The sequence below is a fragment of the Nocardia australiensis genome, assembly GCF_020733705.1.
GTDB lineage: Bacteria > Actinomycetota > Actinomycetes > Mycobacteriales > Mycobacteriaceae > Nocardia > Nocardia australiensis.
Map to the genome: position 1 here is coordinate 174,678 of NZ_JAJFZM010000016.1, position 13,202 is coordinate 187,879.

The 13,202-nt window shown below is 65.8% G+C and carries 11 protein-coding genes and 1 tRNA gene; 7 read left to right on the forward strand and 5 right to left on the reverse strand.

Features of this window, described 5'->3' with window-relative positions; genetic code table 11:
* Nucleotides 1-36: 36 nt before the first annotated feature.
* Nucleotides 37-942 (reverse strand): glycosyltransferase family 2 protein, encoded by a 906-nt coding sequence (locus tag LKE06_RS28120; RefSeq protein WP_372477441.1) that lies wholly within the window; start codon nt 940-942, stop codon nt 37-39.
* A gap of 439 nt (nt 943-1,381) precedes the next feature.
* On the opposite strand from LKE06_RS28120, the gene LKE06_RS28125 reads away from it, so the two are divergent.
* Nucleotides 1,382-2,302: an NADP-dependent oxidoreductase gene (locus LKE06_RS28125; protein ID WP_228002360.1), complete on the forward strand. Its 921-nt coding sequence runs from the start codon at nt 1,382-1,384 to the stop codon at nt 2,300-2,302.
* Between the two features lie 186 nt (nt 2,303-2,488).
* Here the strand turns inward: LKE06_RS28125 and LKE06_RS28130 are convergent, their stop codons facing one another.
* Complete coding sequence (locus tag LKE06_RS28130) at nt 2,489-3,097, reverse strand: TenA family protein (protein WP_228002361.1); 609 nt, start codon at nt 3,095-3,097, stop codon at nt 2,489-2,491.
* Between the two features lie 260 nt (nt 3,098-3,357).
* A complete protein-coding gene (locus LKE06_RS28135) occupies nt 3,358-5,358 on the reverse strand; it encodes a TPM domain-containing protein (protein ID WP_228002362.1) in 2,001 nt (666 codons plus the stop codon).
* A gap of 33 nt (nt 5,359-5,391) precedes the next feature.
* Here LKE06_RS28135 and LKE06_RS28140 point away from each other — a divergent pair, with 33 nt between their 5' ends.
* Nucleotides 5,392-6,066, forward strand: a complete 675-nt coding sequence (locus LKE06_RS28140; RefSeq protein WP_372477445.1) for an MBL fold metallo-hydrolase — start codon at nt 5,392-5,394, stop codon at nt 6,064-6,066.
* Between the two features lie 240 nt (nt 6,067-6,306).
* Here the strand turns inward: LKE06_RS28140 and LKE06_RS28145 are convergent, their stop codons facing one another.
* On the reverse strand, nt 6,307-7,188 hold the full coding sequence (locus LKE06_RS28145; protein WP_228002364.1) for an NAD(P)-dependent oxidoreductase: 882 nt from the start codon (nt 7,186-7,188) through the stop codon (nt 6,307-6,309).
* A gap of 298 nt (nt 7,189-7,486) precedes the next feature.
* On the opposite strand from LKE06_RS28145, the gene LKE06_RS28150 reads away from it, so the two are divergent.
* The 3 genes from LKE06_RS28150 (at nt 7,487) to dnaG (ending at nt 11,443) form a co-directional block, all read left to right on the forward strand.
* Nucleotides 7,487-8,095, forward strand: coding sequence for a YdcF family protein (locus tag LKE06_RS28150; protein ID WP_228002598.1), 609 nt, complete (start codon nt 7,487-7,489; stop codon nt 8,093-8,095).
* Between the two features lie 4 nt (nt 8,096-8,099).
* Nucleotides 8,100-9,356 (forward strand): deoxyguanosinetriphosphate triphosphohydrolase, encoded by a 1,257-nt coding sequence (locus tag LKE06_RS28155; RefSeq protein ID WP_228002365.1) that lies wholly within the window; start codon nt 8,100-8,102, stop codon nt 9,354-9,356.
* A gap of 155 nt (nt 9,357-9,511) precedes the next feature.
* A complete protein-coding gene (dnaG, locus tag LKE06_RS28160) occupies nt 9,512-11,443 on the forward strand; it encodes a DNA primase (RefSeq protein WP_228002366.1) in 1,932 nt (643 codons plus the stop codon).
* 73 nt (nt 11,444-11,516) lie between these two features.
* Here dnaG and LKE06_RS28165 read toward each other — a convergent pair whose 3' ends face one another.
* A complete protein-coding gene (locus tag LKE06_RS28165; RefSeq protein WP_228002367.1) occupies nt 11,517-11,762 on the reverse strand; it encodes a hypothetical protein in 246 nt (81 codons plus the stop codon).
* Nucleotides 11,763-11,935: 173 nt separating this feature from the next.
* Between LKE06_RS28165 and LKE06_RS28170 the strand changes: the two genes are divergently transcribed.
* Both LKE06_RS28170 and LKE06_RS28175 read left to right on the forward strand, forming a co-directional pair.
* Nucleotides 11,936-12,008, forward strand: a tRNA-Asn gene (locus LKE06_RS28170).
* Between the two features lie 558 nt (nt 12,009-12,566).
* Entirely contained in the window at nt 12,567-12,956 is a 390-nt protein-coding gene (locus LKE06_RS28175; protein ID WP_228002368.1) for a vWA domain-containing protein, read from the forward strand.
* The last annotated feature ends 246 nt before the right edge of the window (nt 12,957-13,202 follow it).

The window sequence follows — 13,202 nt, forward strand, 5'->3', positions numbered from 1 at the left end:
AGGACCGACTGGTTGTGAAGCAATGCGCTGGGAGCGCTACAGGTAAGCCAATGTGCGGTGACGGATGCTGCCCTGGATGCGGCCCGCCAGCACGCCGGCGTGCAGCGCCCACAGTCCTGACGGAACCCACCTGCGCACGAACACGAATGCCGGATTGCAGAACAGCGCGACCGCGACAGTTATCAACGTCGCGCGCAGTGGATACGGCGGGCAACCATTCGGTGAATGCTTGAGATAAACCTCGACCTGGGTACGGCCATAGCCCACGGACTGATGCCACGCCTGCCGTAAGGTCGGCCGCAATCTATACGCGACCATGGCACGCGGTGCGTGCCCGAGCGTCATACCGGCTTCCTGGATCGTCCAGGAAATGTCGATGTCGTCACCGCAGAGCATGGCTTCGTCGAATCCGCCGACCTTCTCGAAGGTGGTCCGCCACATGCCTATGTTGTTGCCGTGCGCCCAGAACAGATAGTGGGAAGCGAAGCGTGCCTCCGGCGGCGGTGACGGTCGCCACCGAGCCACCTTCGGACTGTTCAAAGACACGGTCTCGATCGGGCCGCCAACCGCATCGTAGTCCGCGGCGGCCTCGACCAACGCGCTCAGCCAGCTCGGATGGGCCCGATCATCCTGATCGCTGAAGGCGAGAAAGTCGCCATCAGCGGCCTCGGCACCGGCATTCCGAGCATGGGGTGCGCCCGCACGATCGGAGCTGTCGATGCGGCGTAAACGCAGCCGCTCGCCCAATGGATGTCCCTCGAGATGCCCAACCAGACCGTCGGTGGATCCGTTATCGCTGATGATCACCTCGAACGGTCCCGCATAGTCCTGTGCGGCAAGCCCCTCAAGCTGGACGTCGAGGAATGGAAGAGCATTGAAAACAGGAATGATCACCGAAACTAGATTCGGCTTTCTCACCGGCACGATTTCGCTCCCGGGCACTCGACTCCTCCTGCGCTCGATCAACGGCCGGCTACACACTTGAATCCGCCGTTACCCGGAAATTATCACCTTCCCGTTATTGGGAAGGGTGGCGTCGATGTCGATTCCGGCCAATACCGAACCCGGGCCTCGGTCGTCAGCCGTTACAAGGGAAACTTCCACTTCGGAAAGAGCACACGGCTCGCCTGGTATGACAAGGGCGCCGGAGTAGCTGAATCAGGCGCCGAGGCGATTGTCGATCACGTGGGCAGGCGCCAATCGCCGTTCGAATCCTACTGGGGTTCACCGTATGCGGACCTCGATCGCGTCTGACCCCGGTCGGTAGGCGCCGCGCTGTTCGGTACCGGCATGGCCGAACGGTAGTGGTGGAAATATCCGGCGGGGTCGCACCGTTTAGGGTCGAAGTGTCATACGTCACCGAATAGGCAGGAGCTTCGGCATGGCAAAAGCAGTGAAGTTCGATCGGTATGGCGGAATCGAAGAGCTGAAGGTTGTCGACGTGCCGACGCCGACGGCGGGGGCGGGGCAGGTAGTGGTTGCCGTGATGGCAGCCGGTGTCAATCCGGGGGAGGCGATGATTCGGAAGGGTGCGTTGCATGAGCTTTGGCCCGCGACGTTTCCCTCGGGGGAGGGGACCGACTTCGCGGGACGGGTCGAGGAGGTTGGGACCGGTGTCGAGGGTGTTCGTGTCGGTGATGAGGTTCTCGGGTTCACCGACGAACGGGCAAGTCACGCAACGTATGTCGTGGTCGGGGTCGACCAGGTGACGCCCAAGCCCGCCGGATTGTCCTGGGACATAGCGGGATCGCTGTATGTCGCGGGCACCACCGCGTTCGCTGCCGTTCGCGCGGTAAGTGCCGAACCTGGTGACACCGTCGCGGTGTCCGGGGCGGCGGGTGGCGTCGGTTCGATTGCGGTGCAATTGCTTCGGGCGGCTGGAGTTACGGTGATCGGCATTGCGAGTGAGGCCAATCATGACTGGTTGCGGTCGGTCGAGGCGATTCCGGTGGCCTATGGCGATGGCTTGGTCGATCGGATTCGCGCGGTGGCGCCCGATGGTGTGGACGCGTTCATCGATACCTTCGGCGCCGGCTATGTGGAGGTGGCGATCGAACTCGGCGTTCCGGTCGAGCGGATCGACACCATCATCAATGTGGCCGCGGTCGAGAAGTACGGGGTGAAGGCCGAAGGCAATGCGGCCGCCGGCACCATCGATGTGCTCGCGGAACTGGCGGCACAGGTGGCGGCGGGAACCGTCGAAGTGCCGATCGCCGCCGAATATCCGCTCGACAGGGTCCAAGAGGCGTATCGCGAACTCGAGCAGCGGCACACCCACGGCAAGATCGTCCTGCACCCATGAATCGCTGACGCACAGCAACTTTCGCCGAGCCACTCTCGCAGCTGCTCTGCGAACGGGCGGCGTAGTCGCTGCCCGGCGGTCCGGCACGCACGGCCGCGGCAGGTTCGGGTAACGATCAGGTGAGCGTGCGTGCCCATGACATCGGCGGCATCAGTGGCGGCTTCGGCAGCGCCGGACAATTACGAGTCAGCGCGGCACATCCCAGAAGGCGATTTCGTGGTGCATGCCTTCCAGGAATAGCTGCTCGGCGCGGACGGGATCGGGGTTCGCCTCATCGAGCAGTCGCGCGCAGCGGCGGGTGAGGGCGGCGAAGCCGGGATCGGCGTAGGTGTCGATCCACCGCCGGTAGCGCGGATCGGCTGGTGGGTGCTGCGCCAACCTCGCGCCGAGGGTCGAGTATCCCCACATGCAGGGATACAGGGCGGCCAGGCCCTCGGCGTAGGAGGCGGCCGACTCCAGCAGGAATGACGTATATGCCTGGCAGGGGGCACCTTTCGTCGCGCCGTTGAGATCCGCGCCGAATTCGGCGGCCAGCGAGCGGTGTAGTGACAGCTCCTCGTGGTAGGTCGCATGCGCGAGATCCACCAGGTCGCCGAGGTGTGCCGCGGGCGCCTGCCACGCGAGCCGGGAGAATACCCGGACGTAGTCGAGCAGGAATAGATAATCCTGTTCGAGCCACGATCTGAACACCGGCTCGGCCAATTCGCCGGTGGCGATACCGGCCACCGTCGGATGGGTGAGCTGCTGTTCGACCAGTGGCAGGCCGAGTTCCTCCAAACGCGCCGCGATACTCATGCCCGCAGTCTCTCGCAGGCGCGGTGAATCCTGCTATTCGCTCGGCCGGTTGGCGGAGAATGCTCGTAGCACGGATACCGTCACATTCCGAGTCTGAGCGATGCGCGGCCAACTTCGGGTCTGGTCCGGGCGCTCAGCGTCGGTGGATCCACTCGGCGTCCTCGAGGCTCGCCCGCTATGTGCACCGAACGCCCACTCAGCAGTGGATGATCGCCGATGGCTCGAGAGGGCCTTACACGGTGTCAGGGTCAAGCATTCCGTCAGAATCGCCCGCCGCGCCCGACCCGGCGGGATCCCGACGAGCCGCCGAAGGAGCCGGGCCGGTAGCCGCCGCCCGACCGGGATCCGCCCGTCGCGCCGCGCAGCAGTCCGTCGATCAGGATTCCACCGAGCACCGCGCCCGCCTGTGCCGTGCCCGACGGCGCCCGGCTGCTCTCCCATGCCCGCACGCTGGCCTGCGCTTCCTGTAGTGCGCGGCCCGCCATATCGGCTGCCGACGTGGCGTGGGTGAGCGCCTGCGCGGGGTCGGTGGCGTTGAGTTGTTGCGCCGCATCCAGATTGCGTTGCGCTTCGGAGAGCCGGGTTCGCGCGCTCGCGTCGACGCCGCCGCGTCGGGTGGTCAGGTAGTTCGTTGCCGCGTCTACCCGGGACCCGGCGTCGGTCAATGCTCGATCGAGGCGGCGCCGCAGATCCTCGGCGGCCAGTTTGTGATCGGTCGCGGCGGCATTCGCGCGGTCCAGGTCGCCGTCGGCGGACACGGCACTGTGGAACGCGCCGAGTGGGTCGGTGGTCGCGGCGGCCTCGGCCTGTCGCACTGCCGCCTCGGCCGCGGCAATGGCGGCGGCCGATTCCTGGCCGCCATAGGTTGCCAGAGTTTTAGCGGTGGCGATATCGGCTCGTAGTTCGTCCAACGCGGCGGGCAGCCCGTCGGTTGCCTGCTGGATATTCGCCGCCGCGTTGTCGACGGCATCCAGCAGCCTGCGAGCCTGGCCGATGGCGGCCTCCGCACCGCGGATCGCGCCGACCGCGCCGCCCTGTTCACCGACGGGGCGAGTGAGGGCGGCGCGGCCTGCGTCGATGTTCTGCTCGGCGAAGGTGACTCGCTCCCGCGCCATCGCCACGTTGTCGTGGATAGGCGCCAGCACGCTGGGCGGGTGGGTGGCGGTGAGCCGGGCCAGTTCGGCATCCGAAGCTGGTGCGCGCCCGGTGAGTTCGACCAGATCCCTGGTCAGTGCGTCCAAGCGGTCCGGTGCGTTGATGAGCAGGTCGCGCATCGCGTCGAACTCCGCCACGCGAGCGTCGAGTTCCCGGTCAGCCCGTCCGGCCTTGCCGATCAGCTCCACCAGCATGGTGCGTTGTTGATCAAGGGTCTCCGGGATGTGATCGTCGAGCTGTTGACGGATCGAAAACGCGTTGGCGGCAGCCATTTTCGCAGTGTCGAGTGCCGCGCGGAACGGGGTGGCCGCAATGTCGCCGAACTCGCCGGTCGCCAATTCCAATTCCTCGGCGCTGGTGCGGATCGCGTTATCGATCTCGACCAGGACCTCCCGTGACCTCGCGTGCAGCGTGTCCAGTGAGAGCGACCCGAGCGCGACCGTATTGTCCGGGTCCAGACTCCGTGCCGCCTGCAATTGGGCCTGGTTCCGGTCGCCGCGCCGTTTACGGAAGAACAACACCACCCCGCCGACGACCACCACGATCACCACCGCGCCGATGAACAGCGCCCAGAAGTTCACGCCTTCGCCGCGCATCGCCGAATCCAGGCCGTCGGCCATCGCCACCCCAGCCGCGGCCCACTTACCACCACGGAGCGCAGGTTCCACTCGGCTGCTCAGCAGGCTGTCGAGTTCGGAATCGGTGATGCCGCTCGGTAACGCGCCGGAGAACCAGTAGTCATGCGATTCGGTGCCGACGGCCAGCAGTAGATCACGCTCGCTGAAACCGGACTGGGTGGTTGTGCGCTTGGCCCACGCCTCTGGGCCCAACCCGCCGAAATCGTGCACGTAGACGATCCACAACCGGACCTGCTGGTCGGCATACAGCTGATCGACCGCCGAGCGGGTCTCGTCGAGCTGCGCCCGGTCGAGCGCGTTCGCCGAATCGACCACATAGGTGTCCATCCGGAGCGGCGGCTCCGCGGCCGCCATCGGGGCGCGCACCGATGGCGCACCGGCTGACACCAGTACGACACCCGCGAACAGCAGACTGATCGACGCCCGGGTGAACCAGCGAGCTCGACAATTCGGCAGGGTAACCGGCATGAGACGAATCTAGCTGGCTACGATCGAATCGTGATTGCCATCGATCTCCCGTACACCGGCCACGTGTCCCCGGGATCGAATCCCCAGCAGCGTGACGTTCCCGGCGCACGCATCGTCAAAATGTCCGTCGGCGGCATGGACAACAACTGTTATCTCGTGCAGTGCACGACCACCGGTGCCGCGCTGCTCATCGATGCCGCCAACGAACCCGCACGGATCGTGGAGCTGATCGGCCAGGAGACTCCCGGCCGAATCCAGCTGATCGTCACCACCCACCAGCACCAGGACCACTGGTGGGGATTGAAAGACGTCGCCGCCGCCATCGGCGCGCCCACCGCCGCCCACCGCATCGACGCGCCCGCCCTGCCGGTCAGCCCCGACCGGCTGCTCGACGACGGCGACATCATCACCGTCGGCGAGCTGTCCTTCGAAGCGATCCACCTGCGCGGTCACACCCCCGGCTCGGTGGCGCTCGCCCTCATCGACGACGGCGGTGGCGCCCACCTGTTCACCGGCGACTCCCTGTTCCCCGGTGGCGTCGGACGTACTACCAGCAAGCGGGACTTCGCCTCCCTGTACGCCGACGTAGCGGCAAAGATCTTCGGCCGTTACCCGGACGCCGCCATCGTCTACCCGGGTCACGGCGACGACACCACCCTCGGCGCCGAACGTCCGCACTTGGTCGAGTGGCGCGATCGGGGCTGGTAGAGCGCCGCTCAACTCGACTGCCGCCCTCATCCAGAACTGGGCGAGGCGACGAGTCGCCGAATCCGCTGCGGGGATGAGAAAGTCTTCGACGGAAGACGAAAACCGCTGCACCGTTTCGTTTTCGGACGTTGGCTGTTCCAAACAGTCGAGCCGCATATCGCTGCGCCGAGTCACGGTCCTGGACATCCCATTCACGGGACGGGTGCCGCTCCGCGCTGGAAAAGGCTGTTGGACAGTCGGTTACACGCGCTGCGGCGGGTTGAGGCTTTCGAACATCCGCTCGGTGGTCTCGGCGCCGTGGCCCTCGGCGATCTGGCGGTCGACGAGATTCTCGAGCGGGCCAACGATGTCGAGGCCGACGCCCGCGTCGCGACTGGTGGACACGATGGCGTTCAGCGCGGCCTTGGTGAAGTCGAGGCTCTGGAATACCGTGGGATATCCGGCGTCGATCTGTGCGCCTGCTACGGGTAGGGAAGCTGTCATCGCGGCGAGGAATGGGGCCACGCGGGTTCCGAAGTCCGCGGCGGAGATTCCGGCCCCGCGCACCATCGCCGCACCGTGATAGAAGCCGCCGAACATGGCGTACATTCCGGCCAGCATCGCGAAGTCGATCAGTGAAGCGCTGCCCGCGTCGGGGCCGAAATATTCGGCGGCACCGAGCAATTCCCACAGCTCGCGGTAGGTATCGAAGACCTGTTCAGAGCCACTGAAGAGGATCGAGGAGCCGGGCCGTCCGATCATCGGGGGAGTGGCCATGATGCCGCCGTCCAGATAGCGGATTCCGTGGCGGGCGGCCCATTCGGCGAGTTCGCGGGCCGCCTGCGGTTCGGTGCTGGTCAGGTTCACCAGGGTGCTACCGGTCAGTTGCCCGGTTACCGGGTCGAGCACCTCGTGCACGGAACGATGATCGAACAGGCAGGCCACGATGACATCGGCATTCGCGATCGCCTCGGCAACCGTCGACACGCTCAGCGCCCCTGCCGCAACGAGTTCGGTCTCCCTGCCCGCGCTGCGATTCCATACCGTTGTGGGGTGCCCGCCGCCGAGGAAGGCGGCGCCCAGCGCTCGGCCCATTGCGCCGAGCCCGAGAACCGTTACCGATGTGCGCGCGGATTGCGCCATAATGTCCACTCCTGTAGTTGAATTCGAGAAGCTCGACCGAACGGGTGAGTGTTCGGTCGAGCGGAATAACGTCGGTGTGGCGCGCCGGAATCGATTCTTGTTGGCTGCCCGCGCGGCGGCAAGTACCTACTATTTTGTGGGCTACTGACTCACAGGTAAGTGAGTCGAGACCCAGCGGTTACCCGAGCGGCGTCGGCGACGGCAGCGGACCTGGCAAACTGGGTGGGTGAATTCGGCCCAGCGCACGTCGACCGAACCCGGCACGCAGCGTGGACGCGGTGCCGGGTCGGCCCGCTGGGTGCGCAGGCTGATTCTCGGCGCAGTGCTGATCGCGCTGGTCCTCGTCGGTGGGACCGCCTTCCGGGTGTGGCAGGTGGCGCGGATCGACGACTACGCGAAGGCCGATGCGATCGTGGTGCTCGGCGCCGCGCAGTACTCCGGGACACCGTCGACAGTGTTCGAAGCCCGGCTCGACCAGGCTTATCACCTATTCCAGGCCGGTGTCGCGCCGCGAGTGATCACCGTCGGCGGTAAGCAGGACGGTGATCTGTACACCGAGGCCGCGTCGGGCAAGAACTACCTGGAGGCCAGGGGAATACCTGCCGACAAGATCCTCGCCGTGGAGACCGGCTCGGACACCCTGCGCAGTATCGAGGCCGTCGCGACCGCCATGATCGCTCGCGATATGTCCTCGGCGGTACTGGTCAGCGACCCGTGGCATTCGCTGCGCACCCGCACGATGGCCCGCGACGCCGGGTTGGACGCGTGGACCGCGCCGACTCGAACCGGACCCGCGGTGTACACCCGGGAGTCACAGGCCCATGGCATCCTGCGCGAAACGGGTGCGTTGCTCTGGTATCAGCTCACCCACTTCTCGTCGGACTTCAAATACTCGGCTGGACAGTGAATTGATGAGCTACACCGACCACGACCAGGAACGGTTGGTCACCGAGGGCGCCAAGACCGCCGGACTCGGCCCGCCACGCAGCGAATTCGAGACCGGGCACCGCACCGAATTCGCCCGCGACCGGGCCCGTGTGCTGCATTCGGCGGCCCTGCGCAGGCTCGCCGACAAAACCCAGGTGATGGGCCCGCGCGACGGTGACACTCCGCGTACCCGGCTCACGCATTCGATCGAGGTCGCGCAGATCGGGCGCAGCATCGCCGACGGCCTCGGCTGTGACGCGGACCTGGTCGATCTGGCCGGTCTGGCGCACGATATCGGCCACCCGCCCTACGGCCACAATGGCGAGCAAGCGCTCGACACCTTCGCCGACGCCTACGGCGGATTCGAGGGCAATGCCCAGAACCTGCGCATTCTCACTCGCCTCGAACCCAAGGTCCTCGACGACAACGGCGACAGCGCGGGCCTCAATCTCACCCGCGCCGCGCTCGACGCCGCGATCAAATACCCGTGGGGACGACCGGGACCGGGCACCAAGTTCGGCGCCTACGACATCGACATCGACCGTCTCGACTGGATTCGTAAGGGAGCACCGGAGCGCACCAAGAGCCTTGAATGCCAGATCATGGACTGGTCCGACGACGTCGCCTATTCCGTGCACGACGTCGAAGACGGTGTGATCGCCGGTCGCATCGAATTGCGCGCACTGGCCGATCCCGCCGAGCAAATCGCGCTCGCCGACCTCGGTCACGCCCAGCACCGCGGGCTGTCGGCCGACGAACTCGTCGCTGCGGCCCAACGACTTTCGGAGCTGCCGGTGGTCGCCGCCGCCACCCGTTACGATGGCACCCTGGCCAGTTCGGTCGCCCTCAAACGTCTGACCAGCGAACTCGTCGGTCGCTTCGCCACCGCCGCCATCATCGCGACCCGCGAGATCGCGGGCACGAATCCACTGTCGCGCTACGACGCCGACCTGGAGGTGCCGCACGTGGTCGCCGGCGAGGTCGCGATGCTCAAAATCGTCGCGCTGCGCTACGTCATGTCCGACCCCGATCACAAACAACGCCAGGCCGACCAGCGCGACCTCATCCAGGACGTGGCCACCCGCCTGCTCGCCGCCGCACCGCTGCACCTCGACCCACTCTTGCTGCCGTGGTGGGAAGCCGCCGCTGATGACACCGCCCGTGTGCGCGTCATCGTCGACCAGATCGCCTCCTACACCGAAAGTCGCTTGGAGCGCGTCGCGCGGCTACTTCGAGCCTGATAGGTACGGGGTTGGTCTCGAGTCGCGCCGGGTGCAGCGCAGCGAGCCAGCCGCCGGACGAGTGCGTTCGCAGCGGCTCCCGGGCGAGCCACTGGTGGTGGCGTTGGCCACCAGCCAGCGGGCAGGTAGCGGGCGGACTGGCCTAGACTCGCTGAGTGGCCGGACGACTTCCAGATCGCGATATCGCGGCGATACGTGAACGTGTCCGCATCGAAGATGTGGTGGGGGAGTACGTCGCGCTGAAAAGGGCGGGCGCGGACTCGGCGAAGGGCTTATGCCCCTTCCATGACGAGAAATCGCCGTCGTTCCATGTGCGGCCCAACCACGGGCTCTTCCACTGCTTCGGCTGCGGTGAAGGCGGGGACGTTTTCGCGTTCCTGCAGAAAATCGAGCACATCGGCTTCGTCGAAGCGGTCGAGCAGATGGCAGACCGGATCGGCTATCAGATCAACTACGAGGGCGGCGGCACCTCCGTGCAGCGCGATCGCGGGACCCGTTCCCGGCTGGTCGCCGCCAATGCCGCGGCCCACGAGTTCTATATGTCGATGCTGCGTGAGCCCGAGGCCGAGACGGCCCGCAAATACCTCACCGATCGCAACTTCGACGGCAACGCCGCCCAGCAGTTCGGTTGTGGCTACGCCCCCGCGGGCTGGGACACCTTGACCAGACATTTGGTGCGTAAGGGCTTCGAGTTCAAGGAACTGGAGGCGGCCGGCCTGTCGCGGCAGGGCCAGCGCGGACCGATCGACCGTTTCCATCGGCGACTACTGTGGCCGCTGCGCAATCTCGGCGGCGACGTCATCGGTTTCGGGGCGCGCAAACTCTTCGACGACGACACTATGCCCGGCAAATACGTCAACACGCCGGAAACGTTGCTGTACAAGAAGTCTCAGGTGCTTTTCGGGCTCGATCTGGCCAAGCGTGACATCGCCAAGAGCCACCAGGCCGTGGTGGTAGAGGGCTACACCGATGTCATGGCCATGCACCTGGCCGGTGTGAAAACCGCCGTCGCCTCCTGTGGCACCGCCTTCGGTGACGAACATCTCGCGCTGCTGCGCAGGCTGCTGATGGACGACAACTTCTGGCGCGGCGAAATCATCTACACCTTCGACGGCGACGCGGCAGGCCAGGCCGCCGCCCTGAAAGCCTTCTCCGGCGACCAGAAACTGGCCGGGCAGACCTACATCGCCGTCGCCCCGGACGGCCAGGATCCGTGCGAATTGCGCCAGCACTCCGGCGACGGTGCTGTGCGTGATCTGGTCGCACGGCGAACCCCGTTGTACCAATTCGTAATTCGCGGTGTGCTCGGTGACTACGACCTGGACACCGCAGAGGGACGAGTGAAAGCGCTCGACCGTGCCGTGCCGGTGGTCTCGCAAATCAAAGACAACGCGCTACGCAAGGTCTATGCGACGAAACTAGCGGGCTGGGTCGGCGAGGACGATATCCAAGGACTGGTTCGCCGAGTCGGTGACGAAGCCAAGCGCAATCGAAATGGCGTGCGCGGCAACGGAACCAGTCGACGTGGTGGTTCACCCGCCGCTCAGCCGAACCTGGAAGCCGCCGCGCATCCGGCAGCCAGGCCCAACCCGAACGACCCGGTGCTGCTGCCGCAGCGCCAGACGCTCGGCGCGGCCCTGCAATACCCCGCGATGGCCGGTCCATTGTTCGACTCGCTGGAACCCGAAGCATTCACTCATCCGGCGTACGCGGCCGTGCGCGCCCTGATCGCCGAAGCGGGCGGCACCGCGGCCGGCCTCGGCGGCGCGGAATGGGTGAACGCGGTCTGCGACCGCACCGACGACCTCACCCTGCGCGCACTGGTGTCCGAACTATCGGGCGAGCCCCTGCCCGTGAAATCGGCCAGCGGCATCCCCCGATTTATCGCGGGCGTGCTGGCCCGCACCCAGGCAGCGTGGGTTGGCCGTCAGGTCGCCGAGCTGAAATCGAAACTGCAACGGGTGTCCTCGACCGAGGAGCCGGAGGCGTACATGACGCTGTTCGGTGACGTGGTCGCGCTCGAGCAATACCGCAAGAGCCTGGTGGAGCAGGCCATGGGCAACTCCGACGACTTCGCCGCAACCTGAGCGGCCTGCCCGCCGAGTTATCCAGCGGCGCAGACTCTCTCAGCAGCACAGACTCTCTCAGCCGCGCAGACTCTCAGCGGCGCAGCTGATCCTGCGGAACCATGATCGTGGTCCGCTCATCGATCGGCTCCATCGGCTCCAACTGTGGCCGGGTGCTCAACTTGTCCGACAGCTTCTGCCTGCCGACGTGTACAAGCTTGCGAGTCACCGGGCTTTCGGTCACAGCGCGCGTAGCCGCACTGATCTGCTCGTAGCGAACCCGCCCCGCCTTCGTGCCGAGCACATAGCCGGCCGCGACGCCGATGATCAACCGCAGCATCTCCTAGAGCTCCTCCCAATAGCGCTGTTCGCGCCCACCATCCTGCCCGACGCCCCGCCCACCTGTCGATCCAGCCCACACATGTCCCCTGGTAGTGACACGATTTGGGAAGCCGCGCGGCAATACGCTAAAGTTTCTCCTCGGCGCGCCCGACACGGACAAGCCAAGGATAATCCCCTATAGCTCAATTGGCAGAGCAGCCGACTGTTAATCGGCAGGTTTCTGGTTCGAGTCCAGATGGGGGAGCATAAATAACAGGTCAGGCACGGTCACCGTGCCTGACCTGTTATGTTTGCGGGCTGCGACCAAAAATACGCCAAGAATTCCGGGCCAAACTTCCGGCGCTGCCACCGTTTCGCCTGTAGATACGGCCGATCAGTTGGTCGCCTCCAGCTCGACGCCTGAACGTCGCAGGTTCGTGCCCTCGGCAGGACACACAAAACATGGGCAACTGAAAAACGCCTGGTCATCGTGGGTGCGTATCTCGTCTGAGGGATCGCCATGCCCCGGATCTGTCGCCGCCGACCAGAACGGATATCAGGGAGTCCTCCCCCCAGATCAGGGCGCGAAGTTACCGATTCGGATGGCAACGCCGCCCGCTGATGGCCCCACCGGCACCGCAGTGACAGTCGACACCGAGCTGGCACAGCATCCGCTTTCCTGGTAACTCAGATAGCTCCAGGTGTCTTCGTCGATCGACCACCCTTCGGATCGGGATCGCCTGCGACGCGTCAGGGTCGATGGAGGACTACACCGCCGATGTGGCCTCGGCGGATTATCGCCACTGCCGCGAAACTCGCTGTGATGCCAGCTGAAACGGCCACGCTGACCTTCGGCAGGCAGGTGCTGCCGGGTGCCTACCCGGGCAGCGCGCCGCAGAAGGTGACCGACTTCGCCGCCACCGCTCTGTACGAGGCCATTGATACCGCCATCGATGCCCTCGACGGTGCGCTCGGACTGTCCCGGCCGGAGAACACCCGCCTGCTGGTCATCATCTCCGACGGCTGCTTCTGTGACGAGCCCTGCGCCGCCGCGCAGAAACTACTGGATCGGGTGCGCGCCAGCGGCTGCGCGGTGCTGTGGCTGGCCCCGGAGGTGACATGGTCCAAACGGCTGACCGGCGCGACCGTGCATGAACTCACCAACCCCGCCGCCATCGCCCGCGCCGCCGTGGCAGCCGTACACGCCGCATGACAAACCCCGGCCCAGGAACAACCCGCCCCACACGCGGGAACCCGGGCCGGGCACATCTAACCGCATTCCAGCCATCCACCCGCACAACCAGATTCGGAAGCATCCGATATGACCGGCACCGACCTCACCGCGAGCTACGAAGTGACTAATGCCCTCAGCGGCGATCAGTCCCAACTTGCCTTCCGCCGTCGACCACGAACCGTCGATACCGTGGCCGACCGACTGCCTGTCGTCCCCCCAATCGGT